General features: G+C 57.7%; 16 protein-coding genes. 12 read left to right on the top strand and 4 right to left on the bottom strand.

The features are described from left to right. Positions 1-3 precede the first annotated feature (3 nt). The 3 genes from SB772_RS31080 to SB772_RS31070 form a co-directional block, all read right to left on the bottom strand. Complete coding sequence (locus SB772_RS31080) at positions 4-249, bottom strand: hypothetical protein (RefSeq protein WP_410836985.1); 246 nt, start codon at positions 247-249, stop codon at positions 4-6. After that, positions 233-1,075 carry an alcohol dehydrogenase catalytic domain-containing protein gene (locus SB772_RS31075; RefSeq protein WP_410836984.1) on the bottom strand — a complete coding sequence of 281 codons (843 nt, stop codon included), beginning with the start codon at positions 1,073-1,075 and terminating at the stop codon, positions 233-235. Before SB772_RS31075 ends, SB772_RS31080 begins: the two co-directional genes overlap by 17 nt. A 342-nt stretch (positions 1,076-1,417) precedes the next feature. Continuing rightward, a complete protein-coding gene (locus tag SB772_RS31070; RefSeq protein WP_410836983.1) occupies positions 1,418-2,341 on the bottom strand; it encodes a LysR family transcriptional regulator in 924 nt (307 codons plus the stop codon). A gap of 303 nt (positions 2,342-2,644) precedes the next feature. On the opposite strand from SB772_RS31070, the gene SB772_RS31065 reads away from it, so the two are divergent. The 9 genes from SB772_RS31065 (at position 2,645) to SB772_RS31025 (ending at position 9,219) form a co-directional block, all read left to right on the top strand. After that, positions 2,645-3,526 carry an intradiol ring-cleavage dioxygenase gene (locus SB772_RS31065; protein ID WP_410836982.1) on the top strand — a complete coding sequence of 294 codons (882 nt, stop codon included), beginning with the start codon at positions 2,645-2,647 and terminating at the stop codon, positions 3,524-3,526. Then, complete coding sequence (locus tag SB772_RS31060) at positions 3,523-3,873, top strand: Dabb family protein (protein WP_410836981.1); 351 nt, start codon at positions 3,523-3,525, stop codon at positions 3,871-3,873. The genes SB772_RS31065 and SB772_RS31060 overlap by 4 nt, the downstream gene beginning before the upstream one ends. Then, positions 3,860-4,936, top strand: a complete 1,077-nt coding sequence (locus SB772_RS31055; protein ID WP_410836980.1) for a maleylacetate reductase — start codon at positions 3,860-3,862, stop codon at positions 4,934-4,936. Before SB772_RS31060 ends, SB772_RS31055 begins: the two co-directional genes overlap by 14 nt. Before the next feature lie 57 nt (positions 4,937-4,993). Beyond that, positions 4,994-5,278: a YciI family protein gene (locus SB772_RS31050; RefSeq protein WP_083084423.1), complete on the top strand. Its 285-nt coding sequence runs from the start codon at positions 4,994-4,996 to the stop codon at positions 5,276-5,278. Positions 5,279-5,428: 150 nt separating this feature from the next. Beyond that, positions 5,429-6,232, top strand: a complete 804-nt coding sequence (locus tag SB772_RS31045) for an SDR family NAD(P)-dependent oxidoreductase (protein ID WP_115108063.1) — start codon at positions 5,429-5,431, stop codon at positions 6,230-6,232. 106 nt (positions 6,233-6,338) lie between these two features. Beyond that, positions 6,339-6,656 (top strand): hypothetical protein, encoded by a 318-nt coding sequence (locus tag SB772_RS31040; RefSeq protein WP_410836979.1) that lies wholly within the window; start codon positions 6,339-6,341, stop codon positions 6,654-6,656. Between the two features lie 43 nt (positions 6,657-6,699). Next, positions 6,700-7,692: an inositol 2-dehydrogenase gene (gene iolG, locus SB772_RS31035; RefSeq protein ID WP_410836978.1), complete on the top strand. Its 993-nt coding sequence runs from the start codon at positions 6,700-6,702 to the stop codon at positions 7,690-7,692. A 90-nt stretch (positions 7,693-7,782) separates the two neighbouring features. Further along, positions 7,783-8,691, top strand: a complete 909-nt coding sequence (locus tag SB772_RS31030) for a LysR family transcriptional regulator (protein ID WP_410837099.1) — start codon at positions 7,783-7,785, stop codon at positions 8,689-8,691. Positions 8,692-9,000: 309 nt separating this feature from the next. Further along, positions 9,001-9,219: a hypothetical protein gene (locus tag SB772_RS31025; protein WP_410836977.1), complete on the top strand. Its 219-nt coding sequence runs from the start codon at positions 9,001-9,003 to the stop codon at positions 9,217-9,219. A 20-nt stretch (positions 9,220-9,239) separates the two neighbouring features. Here the strand turns inward: SB772_RS31025 and SB772_RS31020 are convergent, their stop codons facing one another. Further along, a complete protein-coding gene (locus SB772_RS31020; protein WP_410836976.1) occupies positions 9,240-10,367 on the bottom strand; it encodes a VIT1/CCC1 transporter family protein in 1,128 nt (375 codons plus the stop codon). A 665-nt stretch (positions 10,368-11,032) separates the two neighbouring features. On the opposite strand from SB772_RS31020, the gene zorA reads away from it, so the two are divergent. Genes zorA through SB772_RS31005 form a run of 3 tightly spaced genes read left to right on the top strand, consistent with a single transcriptional unit; the run spans position 11,033 to position 14,866 of the window. Next, complete coding sequence (gene zorA, locus SB772_RS31015; RefSeq protein ID WP_410836975.1) at positions 11,033-13,264, top strand: anti-phage ZorAB system protein ZorA; 2,232 nt, start codon at positions 11,033-11,035, stop codon at positions 13,262-13,264. Positions 13,265-13,268: 4 nt separating this feature from the next. Further along, complete coding sequence (locus SB772_RS31010) at positions 13,269-13,979, top strand: OmpA family protein (RefSeq protein ID WP_410836974.1); 711 nt, start codon at positions 13,269-13,271, stop codon at positions 13,977-13,979. Further along, positions 13,970-14,866: an EH signature domain-containing protein gene (locus tag SB772_RS31005; protein WP_410836973.1), complete on the top strand. Its 897-nt coding sequence runs from the start codon at positions 13,970-13,972 to the stop codon at positions 14,864-14,866. Before SB772_RS31010 ends, SB772_RS31005 begins: the two co-directional genes overlap by 10 nt. Positions 14,867-14,933 lie beyond the last annotated feature (67 nt).

The raw sequence follows: 14,933 nt of genomic DNA, 5'->3' as shown, positions 1-14,933 counted from the left end.
TTCTCAGCTGTTTATGCTGACGAGAATCTTCAGCTTTGCGCTTCCTGGCGCGAGCAATGCGTCAAACCCTTGCTCCTTGACGTCGTTCATATCGACTTCTGCGTCGACCACTTTCTCGACCGGAAAAAGTCCGCTACGCATCATTGAGAAGATGCGTGGCCAGATGGTGAGGGGGTAGTTCAGCGAACCCCTGATGGTGAGGTCCTTGACTGTCCAGCGGAACGGGTCGGCTTCAATCTTTCCGGGCATCAGCCCGACTTGAACGACCACGCCTTGGGACGCGTACGGCATCAACGCACGTGCTGAAGGCTCGACCGTTGCCGGAGCATTCGATAGCCGCATCCGCTCCAATGCCCTCGAGAGTCGTACTTCGAATATGCGCAGCGACGTCAGTTGATAAAGGGTCAAGAACAGTTACGCCGATGTCCATGCGCTGCAATCGCTCGCGCCGATGCGCGTTGGGCTCGCTCACAAAGATATTCGTGACACCGGACGCACGTGCCGCGAGAACTGCCATCGCACCGATGGTTCCCGCGCCAGTGATGAGTATGGAGTCGCCAGGTTTAACACCTGAACGGTCGACGGCATGCACACCCACGGCAGCGGGTTCGACAAGTGCCCCTTGCTGGTCCGTGATGTCCGATGGCAGCACAACTGCATTCGACTCTTGGATGATTGCTTTTTCTGCCATGCCACCCCATGGCCAACTCAGACCGACGACGGAGGCATTTGGGCCAAGGAACGGCAGATTGCGGCGTCCAAAATAGTCTTCGCGTGGCCCCATCTGCGGTTGTATGGAAACTCGGTCACCCGGCGAGACGCTTGTCACGGCGTTGCCCACCGCGAGGACCTCGCCAGAGAACTCGTGGCCAAGGATTTGCGGAAGCGCAGCGCCGCTGTAGGGATTCGATTCCGCGGAAGTCCAGGTAGGTCCGTGGTCATACTCGTGGAGGTCCGTGCCGCAGATTCCGCAGAACGTTGGACGCACGAGGACTTGGTCGGGACTGAGTTCGCCTGGCTCTTCGACGTCGTCAATGCGAAGGTCGTGCTTGCCATGGAATCGGACGGCTTTCATCTCTATCCTTAAAATGAAGACAACAAATCACCATGCGGACAAGACCAAAGTGGTCTTCCGCAAACGCACAGCGTTCGGTTGTTGATGTGTTACCCGACCGATTACTGGCGGAAGGGTCGAAGAAGAAGCGCTCGGTGGCGAGGCGGTAAAGATGGATAGTTCATAGGTGTCTCCTGGGCATCATGGGCTCCGGTTCCCCTCAGCGGGGATTTTGTTTTTATAGGGTATGGCCGTCCTCTATAGAAAAACATGCTCTGAGCCGAAATCATATTTCCGCTAGGCGGAAATATCGGTGAACGTCGACGGTGTCTATGACGGCGAGGCCTCTGTTGTGTGATTTCTTCAAGTCGCGAAGGTCATCCAGCGTTCTTCGAGATTGAGACCTTTCACGCGTTCAATGAGGAACTCCGTGAAAACTCTAATTTTCGCTGGCTGGTAACGCCTGCTTTGATAAGCCAGGTTGATGGTCAGACGCGGCAATTGCCAGTCCTCAAGCACCGGAACAAGGCGCCCCGACACGATGTCCTCGTGGATGATGTAAAGAGGCTGAACAACAATCCCGAGTCCCGCGCGTCCCGCAGCCACGATGACTTGGCCTTCATTTGAGTCCAGGGCACTCGTGATGGCGACATTGCGTTCTTCCTTTCCTCGACGTAGATGTAGCAAGTACGGGTCAACGGCGAGGTTGTAGACAAGCATCTTGTGCTGCTCCAGGTCCTCCGGGTTCTGAGGACGGCCGTGAGCCGCGAGGTAGGCCGGCGATGCAGCCAGGATTCGCCGGGTCTCAGCAAGACGTCGAATGGTTATGCCTGAGTCTCCCTCATGCTCCTTGGTACGGATGGCAATGTCTATTCCGGCTTCGATGAAGTTCTGGTACTGATTTGTCGCAACGATTTGAACCGAGAGGTTGGGATAGCGTTTGAGGAACTCGGAAAGCGCCGGGGCGATGTGCATCATCGCGAACGACACCGAACTGGTCACGCGAAGTACACCCCGCGGACTGACCGCCTCTTCGGAAGCAATCGAATCGGCCTCGGACAGCTCAGAAATAACTGCAGTGCAGCGGCGATGATATTCACGACCGGCATCAGTGAGCCACATGCGCCGGGTCGTCCGCTCTATCAACCGTGCGCCGAGGCGCTCTTCCAATGAGCTCAGCGTGCGACTGGCCGCAGCGTTCGACATGTCGAGTTGCTCGGCCGCCTTCGACAGGCTGCCCAAATCGGCAGTGAGCACGAACAACTGCAATTGCGTCCAGCGGTCCATCGTCTACCTCTTCGCATCCAGTCGGAAAAATCGAAAGGGATTCTTCCACCCCTTCGGAGCCCAATATGCCGTAGAAGAGGTGATTGATAAACCGACTCGAAATCGCCGATTTGTAGAATAAATTTCTACAATAAAAAGGTGTCAGTGGGCGATTCTGTGTCCCTTGGAGGACTGAATTGCGCGCTTACAGCTCGATTCTTCCGGGGGGAGGAAATGTCATTTCACTTCGGAGCATTTTATTTACCCGGGCGACCCGTTACCTTTCGTTTCAGACGCCTTGAGCGCACAACGGAGACACGCACGATGCGCAATATCAACGAAGACACAATCACTCAAGCCGTTATCGCCTCGCTCGCGGACTGCAAGAACCCGAGACTGAGGACCGTGATGACGAGCCTGGTTCAACATCTCCACGCTTTTGCCCGCGACGTTCATCTCACAGAGGACGAGTGGTTCAAAGCAATCAAGTTTCTGACGGAAGTAGGACATATCACCGATGACAAACGGCAGGAGTTCATTCTGCTGTCTGACACGCTTGGCCTTTCGATGTTGGTCATGTCGCAGAACAATCGGAAGCCCTCAAATTGCACGGAAGCAACCGTGTTCGGGCCGTTCTATGTCGAGGGAGCGCCCCTCTATAACAACGGCGACGACATTTCGAATGGTGCGAAAGGCGCGCCCTGCTATGTGAATGGACAGGTTCGCGGCGCCGGCGGCGAAAGCATCGCGAACGCACAAATTGACGTTTGGCAATCGGACGAAGATGGGTTCTACGATGTCCAGAACCTCGACGAGGCAGGCAACGCCATCCATCGCGGTAGAGGCCGATTGAAGGCGGATGCAGAAGGGTTTTTCAACTTCCGCTCGATTCTTGCCGAGGCATATCCCATCCCGCACGACGGGCCGGTTGGTCGCATGCTGGCCGCTGTCGGTCGTCATCCGTGGCGACCAGCACACCTGCACTTCATGATTGAAGCGCCCGGTTACGAAACGCTCATCACGCACGTGTTTCGTGATGGAGACCAGTATCTCGACTCGGATGTCGTGTTCGGAGTCCGCTCATCGCTGATTTCCGAGTGGAAGCGTCACGAGCCGGGCGTGGCGCCGGACGGCCGGGAAATGACGGTCCCCTGGTACTCGCTTGAATACGACTTCGTGCTTAACCCGTCGGAGGTCCACGCATGATTCGGCATATCGTCATGTGGCGAGTCAGAGGTGACTCGCCTGCGGAGCGGCTAGCTGCTTCCAACCTTGTTAAGACCAGTTTCGAGGGCTTGCGTGGCTGTATCCCCGGGATGCGCCACCTTGAAGTCGGACTTGACTACAGCCAGGTCGATTACGCGTGCGACGCCGTTCTCATCACGGAGTTCGACTCGCAGGAAGCGTTGGAAGCATATGCATCTCATCCCGAACATCTGCGCGTGCGAAACGAACTCGGTGACCTTCGCACCGCGCGGTTCCAGGTCGACTACCAGTTGGAATCCGGGCTGAGTTTCGAGCGTACAGCGGAGTTACTCAATGCAAAAGCGTGAGTTTGTTTATCAGGCACGTGCCGGTCGAGTTGTCTTTGGCCCGGGCAGTTTGCAGCACCTTGAGCGCGAAGTGCTTCAGTTGAATTCGGAACGAGCACTCATTCTGTGTAGCCCAGAGCAAAAAGAGACGGGCGAAGCCCTCGCTGCGCGCTTGGGGTCGCGAGCCGCTGCTGTTTTCGACCGCGCGGTCATGCACGTGCCTCTCGAATTGGCCAAAGAAGCTCGCGCACTGGCGAGGGAACTGAAGGCCGATTGCGCCATAGCAGTTGGAGGCGGCTCGACAATTGGTTTGGGCAAGGCAATCGCGCTCGAATCAGACCTGCCGATTCTCGCCGTACCGACAACTTATGCCGGCAGCGAAATGACGCCTATCTATGGCATCACTGATGCGGGCCTGAAGAAGACAGGGACTGACCTGCGCGTGTTGCCAAAGACAGTGATTTACGATGCGGACCTCACGATGTCACTTCCGGTCGCGCTATCGGTCACGAGCGGCATCAACGCAATTGCCCATGCCGCTGAGGCGCTCTACTCGCGGGATGAGAATCCCGTAACAAGCTTGATGGCGGAAGAAGGTATCGCTGCTCTGGCGCGTGCTTTACCAGCTATCGTTGCCGACGCCCAAAACGTGGAAGCTCGCGCTGAAGCGCAGTACGGTGCCTGGCTCTGCGGAACGGTGCTGGGTAGCGTGGGCATGGCGCTTCACCATAAGTTGTGTCATACGCTCGGCGGAAGTTTCAACCTGCCGCATGCCCAGACACATACCATCGTTCTGCCCCATGCGCTCGCATACAACCGGCAGGCCACTCCGAAGGCGATGCAGCGGATTGCACGCGCTCTTGGTTCTGAAGATGCTGCACTGGGTGTGTACGAGCTCGCTAAGCGCTGCGGGGCTCCCCTCGCGCTGAAAGACATCGGCATGTCCGCTGAAGACGTTTCGAAGGCTGCTGATATTGCCAGCTCGAATCCGTACTGGAATCCCCGTCAAATTGAGCGTAAAGCCTTACTTGAGCTTCTGCAGGATGCCTTTGATGGCGTCGCGCCGCGCGCGGTGACGACCTGATGCCCCGAAAGAAGGGAGAAGTGGTTCGAACCCCTGAATTGAAACAAGGAGACGAAAATGAACTTCACTGTCTACTGTCTTGACCACCCGAATATGGTCGAACGCCGCCTTGAGAACTATGACGCACACAAGGCCTATCTACAAACAGCACCTGTAAAAACTCTCATCTCTGGCCCGCTGACGAAAGCTGACGGCCAGACGATGATTGGCAGCTTCTTTCTCTACGAAGCTGACGGCATCGAAGAAATCAAGACTTTCGTAGAGGCGGACCCGTTTAACAAGGCAGGAATTTGGGACACGGTCGACATCCGGCCGTTCATCAAACGGGTCGACAACCGCTAAATCCGTCGTATCACGGCATCTTTTAATTGCTGCCTTGCAACCGCGTGGCGCGGCTCGCGCTCGGCCTCAAAAAGCAGACGACATCAATAAAGGAAAACGTTGTCGATTTTTTGAGCGCTCGCAAAGTACACAACATCAAACGGAGACATCATGGAGACAGGCCTCGAAGGAAAGATTGTGCTCATCACGGGCGGGGCGCAAGGCATCGGACGTGCGACAGCATTGGGTTTCGCACGTGAAGGCGCGCGTCTTTGCCTCATCGACATCGACGCGAACGCTCTCAAAGAAACCGAATCGGAATTGCGCTCGCTCGGCACTAACGTCACGATTGCTCAGGCGGATTTGTCCACGGCCGATGGCGTCAAAAGTGGCATCGATTCGGCCCTGCAGTCACACAACGGCCAGGTGGACATCCTCGTCAACAACGTTGGCGCAGGCAAGGTTCGCACGTTCGAAGAACTCTCGGACGAGGAATGGGATTTCACGATGAATCTCAATTTCATGAGCTACGTCCGGACGTGTCGATACCTCCTGCCGGTGCTGCGAGCTCGTGAGAAGTCGGTGATTATCAACAACGCATCGGACCTGGCCCGCCAGCCGGAGCCTGTTCCGATTGACTACTCCGCATCCAAGGCGGCGGTGCTCGCGCTGACAAAGGGTCTCGCCCGAGCCGAAGCTCCCAGGATTCGTGTGAATGCTGTTGCGCCGGGGCCAGTCTGGACACCGTTCTGGACGAAAGATGGGGGATTTGCTGACACGATGGGCAAGTTTCACGGCATGGCTCCGAAAGACGCGGTCGAGCACGAACTTTCTCTGCGCCAGTTGCCGCTGAAGCGCCTCGGCCAACCGGACGAAGTGGCCAACGTGATTGTTTTCATGGCTTCCGACCTCGCGTCGTTCGTGACCTCTGCGGTCTGGGGCGTCGATGGTGGCAGTATCCGCAGCCTGATTTGAAGGCTGCCAGCCCTGGCTGGCACTTCATTTCCACGAGGGCGACAAATCGGGCTGACAGACCGCGTAGGGATGTCTTTGATTGCCGCATTGTTCTGAGGACCAGCGTATGTCTGCTTACGACCGGGTGATTGGAGCGAAGGTATCGCAGAGAGAGCGCGCTTTTCTAGTCGAAGCGCTCGAGCTGTTGATGCGCGAGCGCTCAAACGCGCTTCGCATCGCAACGGCCGTAGCGAAAGCGCGCGGTGACCGTGTGCCGGAAGTCCAGGAGTTTGGTCTGGACGACATCTTGCGGCTCAGCCGACTGATTTGCGAGGCTCCTTCTGCCGAACCAGGTAAGAGCAAATGGACCGCTTCTCCACCGGAGATGCAAATAACGAGTGTCGACGGGCGAAGGCCGTATCGACGCTTTCTGAATCAAGAGTGAATCGTTGGCGTTTTGATGTGCCGACGGGATATAGGAGACTAAGATGTTGCGTATCGCTGTTCTCGGTGCTGGACGCATCGGAAAAATTCACGCGGCCAATGTTGCCGCCGACCGGAGAGTGAAGCTCGTCGCGGTCGCAGACCCGAACAAGGAAGCGGTCGAGGCGCTCGCAGCAGAGCTCGGTTGCGACTCATCTCTTGATTGCAAGTCTGTAGTTGACCGAGAAGATGTTGACGCCATCATCGTCGGCACGCCGACAGACACACATATCGACCTGACGCTGCAGGCGGTCCGGCTGGGCAAGCCGGTACTCTGCGAGAAGCCCATCGACCTGGACATGGACCGTGCGCTCGCCGCGGTCGAAGAAATCGAGCGTCTCAACGGGCGCGTGATGCTTGCCTTCAATCGACGCTTCGACCCGGACGCCATGAGGCTCAGGCAGGCCATCGAAGAGGGTGAGGTCGGCGACGTTCGCCAGGTCGTCATCACGAGTCGCGACCCTGGCCTTGCGCCACGTGAGTATCTTCGGCACTCGGGCGGAATCTTCCGTGACATGACCATCCATGATTTCGACACTGCTCGCTGGCTACTCGGCGAAGAACCCGTAGAAGTGATGGCTATGGGAAGTCGGCTCGTCGACCCGGGCCTGGAGGAGCTTCCGGACTTTGACAGCGTGATGGTATTGCTGCGCACTGCGTCCGGGAAACAATGTCATATCAACGGTTCCCGACAGGCGGTGTATGGATTCGACCAGCGTGTCGAAGTGTTCGGCTCGAAGGGGATGGTGCTGAACGAAAACCATCGCCCCTCCAGCCTGCGTCGCTGGACGAGCGAAAGGACCGAGGCACGTGAACCGTTGCTCAATTTCTTTCTTGAGCGCCATGCGGACTCGTACAAGGTCGAACTGGACCGCTTCCTGAACGCACTCGAAACCAATGCTCCGATGCCTGCGACGCCCCGAGATGGAATTCGCGCTTTGCGAATCGCGAATTGCGCACTCGAAGCCGCCAATCAAGGTGGCGCCGTCAAAATCTAATCTATCGGCTATCGCCTAGTGCAACTCTGAGTTGACAGTAAGGAAATTTCTGTCCTATATGAAGAGTAAAATTCTTCAATGGGGCAGAAAGTGGCGCAGGTCGAGTCGTTCAGCGGAATACTTATTTTTGTCACCGCCGCGAAGTCGCGCAGTTTCACCGATGCCGCCGAACAGCTTGGGCTGACCAAGTCGGCAGTTGGGAAGGCAATCGCAAAACTGGAAGAGCGCCTTGGCGCGCAATTGTTCCACCGCACCACCAGAAGCATCTCCCTCACGGCCGACGGCGAAGCATATTTCGCTGCGTGCGCTTCTGCGCTTGACGAAATCTCCGTGGCGGAAACCGCTCTTGGCCCAAGCCTTCAGCGGCCTGTAGGTCGCTTGCGGATTGACATGCCCGCGGCCTTCGGACGACGGATACTTGTTCCAATCCTGCTGGACATCGCCAAAAAACATCCTGACCTGCAGTTCACGATGACTTTCTCGGACCATCTGATTGACCCGATTGAAGAAGGCGTTGACCTTGTCGTGCGCTTCGGCGAACTCGAAAGCTCGAGTGGTCTCGTCGCCCGTCGCCTCACGAGCCAGCGCATGGTGATTGCCGCATCACCCAGCTATCTTGCGCAGCGCGGAACGCCCCGCACGCTTGAGGACCTGCAAGGGCACTCATGCATCCTCGGCTATCGCCGTGGCCAGCCGCTTTCGTGGCGAGTCAACGCCAATGGCGAACACAGTCGGATTTCGCCGCCTGCGACCCATCAAATCAGCGACGGTGACTCGATTGTAGAGGCTGCTATCGCCGGCATGGGCCTCTGCCAAATGCCAATGTCACTCCTGCGACCCCATCTGGAGTCAGGCGCGCTAGTTTCAGTTCTTGATGAAATTTCGAGTGACTTCATTGACGTGCACGCGGTCTGGCCGAAGGTGGCTCATCTTCGACCGAAGGTGCGGCATGTCGTCGACACGTTAGTGGAGTTGGCCGCGCAAGGCAAACTGGATTGAAACGCCGCAGCCCTATCGACCGAGGCGGAGCCTTGAAGTCGTGTATCCGAAGCAAGGGCTGCAGAGTCGAAACTTGTCGATGCCCTGTACAAGGCGCGTCATCTGATTTCGATGCACAACGGCATGACCGTAAGGTGTGACGGGGAAGAGTGGCCGCTCGATTTCGCTCAAGAGCTAATGGCGATTGACGCTGCGTTGAAGACGGCCGGAGTCGACACCCGGCGCCTCAGGCAAGAGATACTTGTCGAGCCGCTTGCGTTAGTGAATCATTCACAGTGCGCTGCATGGAGGACCTTGAGAGGTCGACGGATGCAAACTGAGAAATATCGTGGATACACGCTATGGGGTCACGCCATCCTGCAACAGGAAGACAACCCGCGGACCGAACGGTTCGCTGGGAGCGGCACAATCACGCGCCATACGAAAGTCGTCAACGTGTCTGGAGTCCTTGGACACTTCGGAACGGAGCAGGATGCTGAGAACGCTGGCATCGCGTGGTGTCGCGCCTGGATAGAGAGCCACGAATAGCAGACGCGCGTAGCCACGCACTACGAAACAGACACGCCCAGGAGTCGCCCAACGCCGAACGTGAAAGCTGCAGCGATAAGGCCGATGGCAACCTGCCGCAATGCGGAGAAGGCCGCGCTTCGTCCGTTAAAGAGTGATGTGAAGACTCCGATGGACGCGAGAGCAAGAGCGCTCAGCACGATACATTGCGCGATGGCGCTGAGTCCATGCGTCCATAGGAACGGCATCGCCGGGAAAATGGCACCGACCGAGAACAGGCAGAAGGAGACGCCAGCAGCCGACCACGGATTCCCGCCCAGCTCCGCCGGGTCCAGTCCAAGCTCCTCCCGTGTCAACGTATCAAGGGCCTTGTCCTTGTCGCGCATCATCTGCGATGCCACGCGCTTCGCCTCATCGGCTTCGAGCCCTTTCGCGCGATAAATCAGCGCCAACTCGTGCTCTTCGGCCTCGGGCGAAGTCTCCAACTCGTCGGCTTCTTTCGCAATCTGGGTGCTAGCCAACTCCCGGGCGTTGGTCACCGAAAGCCATTCACCCAGCGCCATTGAGCACGCTCCGGCTATCAACCCGGCAAGCCCTGTCAGCAGGATTGCCTTGTTGCCCGTTCCCGCACCCGCCACGCCCATAATCAGACAGAAATTGGAGACGAGACCATCGTTCGCGCCGAGTACTGCTGCGCGCAGGTCGTTCCCCGACGACACCCCCTTGTGCCATGACTCGGCTGCGGCAATACGCGCGCCCTGCGACATGTCCGGGTCGCCGCCATGAGCCAGCGTCTGGACCACTGCGGCGTGGTGATGCTCGTCGGCCGACATGCGCCCCGCATCCGGTTGCCCGTGATATTTGTTCCGGTCTGCGTACTCCGCCGCAGCAAGCGTGGGCAATACGAAACCCGCGCCGAACAAGCGGACCAGTGTCTTCATCAGGCGTGTCTTGACGGCCTGCCCGGTTCCCTTCGGGCGGACCCCGTTGGCTCTCAGCTTTTCCGCCCACACCTGCGCATGGTCACGCTCTGATTTGGCCAGGTCGCCGTAGACCTGCTTGCGGGTTTCATCCTCCTCGACCTTGGCAAGCGTTTCGTATAGCGCAGCACTATGAAGTTCATCAGAGAGGTTTGCCCTGAAACGCTTGATTTCGTGTTTCGATGCCATCGTGGAGTACTTGCCTATTTTTGTTGCCACCACGTAGCGTATTTGATTCAGGAAACCTGAATCACAAAGCCCCTAAAACGCGGCCTAACCGAGAACGTTAACGGTTCTCATACCGATTTGGGTCCGCGCGCCGACACACCGTCTCGCAGACACCGGCGCAGGCCCCTGTTGAACTGGTCAGGACACGATGTTGGTACCTTACTGCTTGTTCAAATTATTGTCGGCGACCGCCTGAGTAACTGAGCTTTGCGCCGGCTAATCACAATGACCAACGCGGATAGCCAAAAGCAGTGGGTATCCGAAGAGTTATTTTCGGACGCTGACGCTCCGCAGCCGTCAAAGTACGAGCCGCCTCGAGGCTCGCCGGCCAAACGCAGCTTGAATTGCGTGCTATGACGACGCAGTTGCCGAGCCGGCATTGCATACGCTACCGGGTCACTTTACAAGCCATTCGGCCCTATAATCCATTCCGCGAATTGCCTTTCAAAGACCGCATACTTCGCCGATTTGAATACCGTTCGCTGATGCAAGAATAAGGAAACCCACCCGTGACGCGTGGGAAAACGAGAGACCAGACACCGGACGCCCGTGCATAAAGCGTAAGCAAACGCTCTGCACCCGCCGATGCCGCCGCGAGGCGTCCGGGTCAAACCTACGGGTATCAAATGACCGACCGGCTTGTAAATTTCCTGGCCACCTTCAATCCGGCTCTGCGTGAGCTGTCCGGCTTCCCGCTAGCCGTCTTCTGCCTCGTCCTGCTGCTTACCTTTTTATTCGTTGCCGGGTACTTATGGAAAGGCTCGCAAGTATGGTGGCAACTCCGCGCGGTAATCCGCGGCGTCAGGCAGGCCGGCGTGCGCCCAGACCCGGACGAAGTCGGCAAACACTTCAACCGTGCGCCGCTGAAACACCTTTGGCTGGAATATCGGGACACCCTTCATCCGCTGCGTCGCACCGCCAACGGAACTCCTGAAACCCGGGCGACGCTTCCCGCTGAGACCTATTTCACCCGAGATGTGCTGGTTGATGCGCGACTGTTTGATGATTTCACGCGACACCTTCCCGGCATCCTGACGGGCCTCGGCATCATCGGAACATTTGCAGGTCTCCTGCAAGGCTTGAGTGGCTTTGACCCGTCCAACCCGACAAAAGCGGTCTCCGGTCTCACGCCGCTTCTCGCCGGTGTCTCCCACGCGTTCATTGCCTCGGCAGTTGCGATTTGCTGCGCAATGAGCGTCACTTTTCTAAGTCGCCTGACGCTCGCTTACCTATATGGTCTGGTCGAAAAACTGAATCACGCGATTGACGCGCTCTACAACGCGGGAGCGGGCGAGGAATATCTCGCGCGACTCGTTCATGCTTCCGAGAAGAGCGAGGCGCACGCGGCCCAGCTCAAGGACGCGATGGTCGAAGACCTAAGCCGCATGATGACGAATCTGGTTGAACGCCAGATTGAAGCGCAGGCAAAAGCCTCCGTAATGCTCGGCGAACACATCGGACAGACCATCAACAATACGCTCGCTGCGCCGCTCCAACGGATGACCGATGCGATGGAGCAAACCAGCCGCGGAAACGGTGAGGCTGTCAGTGGCATGCTTGAATCGATGCTGACGGGCTTTATGGCCAAGCTCGAAGACACCTTTGGCGGTCAAATGCGCGGAGCGAGCGAACAGATTGAGAGCTCACTGGGCGCCATGCAGGCGGTTCAGGATTCCATGCAACAGCTGCTGGGTGACATCTCCAGAACTAATGAGCACGCGTCGACCCAGGTCACCGGAAAGCTTGAGGAGGCCCTCGCGCACGCGTCTGCAAACCAGGAGCTGATGACCACGCAGATGCGGGACTTCGTGAATGAGTTTCGACAACTGGTCGCCGACGAGCATAGCAAATCTCGGCAGATGATGGACGACACCGTTGGTCAGGTGATGGCGCGTGTCAACGACACGCTTCAGAGTCTAGCGGACAGTCGGACCCAGTCGGCGCAGCAGGAACAGCAGCGCAATGAATCGCTGGGGCGCCGAACCGAAGAAATCATCAGCGGCCTCTCGGGCCACCAGGAAATGATGGCTGCTCAGATGCGCCAGTTTGCCGTGGAACTGGGCACCGGTGCAGCAAAACAGCAGGACGCAAATAGCCAGGCGATGAGCGATGTGGTCGGCCGGGTTCTGCAAGAAGTATCCGCGTCTGTAGCCCAATTGCAGGCAACACGGGACGCGGCCGCAACTCAGGACCAGGCGCGGAACGAGGTGCTCACACGCCGCACCGAAGAGGTCGTCAGCAACCTTTCCGCACAACTGAAAGCCATAGTCGAAGCGGTCACTGGCCAGATTACGCGGACGCAGGCCAATATCGATGCGCTTCAAACCGTCAGCATTCGGGCAATCGACGGGATGAACAATGGCGCGGCAACCATGAATACGGCGGCGAACCGGTTTGAAAGCGCCGGCGCTTCCGTCACTACGGTGTTCGAGAAATCAGCGGCCGTCGTGGCCGACTTGCAGCGCACCACTTCGGCGCTCCAGTCGGCGTCGACGACGGTCACACAGGCATTCCAGCAGTATGACCGCACCCGTGAGACGGTCCAGGAATATGTTGGCATCCTGAAGGGTCTCGTCGAGTCCGCAGGAAAAGAAGCCGGACTGACCCAATCCATGCTCACGGACCTTGAACGGATTGTGCAAACGCTACGCGAGGCAGAACGACAGGCTGCCGAGTATCTGAACGGTGTCAATCAGACGCTCGCCGAGTCTTTCGAGCAGTTTGGCAACGCCATGACCAACCAACTGCGTCAGACCATCGGAGAGACGGACCGCCATCTCGGTCATGGCGTCCAGCAACTGACCGGCGTCGTACAAGAGCTCGGTATCGCCCTTCAGCGCATGAAGCGCGCGGCGTAACGTCATGTTTTCGCGAATCGTAATCAAACGTCCTGGCAAATCCGACGGTGAAAGTCCCTTCTGGATTTCCTTTTCGGACCTGATGTCCGCATTGATGACCCTGTTCCTGGTCGTGATGGCCGCGACGCTTATCACTGTCACCAAGAGCGTGTCGACCGTTGAGCAAAGGAAGATACAACGCGAAACGGACATCCGGGAACTGATGGCACAAATCAGGGAAGTGTCGCGGCAGTTTCCAGAGGTAAAGGTCAACGAAACCACTTATCGCATCGACCTTGGCGACATTGTCCGGTTCGATAGCGGACGGTCAGACATCTCGACCAGCGGGGCGACATTCCTTCGCAATTACGTACCGGTTCTTCTCAAGGCGCAACAGACAGATATTGGCCGGAAATGGATTCGCCGCATCGTCGTTGAAGGGTTTACCGACCAGGACGGCAGCTATCTATACAACTTGGGGCTGAGTCTCGACCGAAGCCGGCGCGTGGTTTGCGCACTTTTCGCGCTCCCAAGCCGAGACGAGACACCTTTGAGCGTTGGACAAAAAACGCAAATTCGCGACTTGTTCCTTGTCGGCGGATACTCATTCAACTCCACGAGGGAGTCCAAGGAAGCGAGTCGCCGGGTCGAACTGAAGGTCGAGTTCTGGGCGCTTGACGAGCAACCCTCCGCACCGCCCGCGCCGGTCTCGAAGGAGTTTGGGCAATGCAGCTAGGTGCCGACGCACTCTCCCGTCTGAAGTCGGCGCTCGACCGAAAGCTCGCCGCTTTCAGTTCAGACTGGAAGGAGCTGGGACAGCCGGCACTGGTGGAAAAAGCGAGTGAGCAGGCGAAACGGGCTTTTCAGGAATACGCGAGTGCGCGCCCCTCGGCGCGCGATGCCTACGCATCTGCGCTCGCCTTCCTACGCGGACAAGAACTCGACGAATCACAGAAAGATACAGTTGCCAGCGGGCTAAACCAGGCGGTTTCAGAACGCCAGGGAGCGAGGCCGATAGGCAGCGACAAGCTGGCGGCACTTTTCAAATATTACGAGGACGAAGCCGTGGCCGGTACATTGTGGCGTCTGACCTGGTTCGGCCTGCTGGTGTCGTATTTTTCGTACGACCCGCTCTCCGCGCGGGAGATTGAACATGATGGCTGGCTGTTGCTGAGGAAGCTTCTTGCTACGACCTGGCCTCATGTCGACAGCGCCAGTGGCAACGCGACGGTACCCGACTGGCTTGCCGCTTTACGGCGACACCCTGCACTTATCAGTGAAAGGGCCGCGGACGAATTTGCGGACCATTATCTTGCCGGTGACCGGACTACCCTTGATTTGATTGTTGAGAGCGTCGGCATTCCGGAGAGCAGCTGGTTCTGGCACTCGCTGGTCCTCAGTGCGGTGAAGACGAGTGCCGGCTATGGGGACGAACGATTCGTGGCCCAGATACCGCGCCTGATTGCGCTTATCAAATCTCGTCCTGTGTTTCGTGATGAAGCCCTCGAAATCCTTCTCGCGCGATACCACCGCATTCCTGGGCATCCCGTTCACCACGAATTGCGAGATTACGTTGTCGGCAAGGATGTGTGGCGCAATCCGAAATTGAAGGCTTGGGGGTGACCCGCTTCAGTGGACGGTTACGTAGTTGAATTGTGCCCGGGTGAGGGTCCTCCCTTTGATGTGACGT

Source organism: Paraburkholderia sp. SIMBA_030, assembly GCF_046535245.1.
In the GTDB taxonomy this organism is placed as follows: domain Bacteria; phylum Pseudomonadota; class Gammaproteobacteria; order Burkholderiales; family Burkholderiaceae; genus Paraburkholderia.
This window is presented reverse-complemented; position numbering and strand designations above follow the sequence as displayed.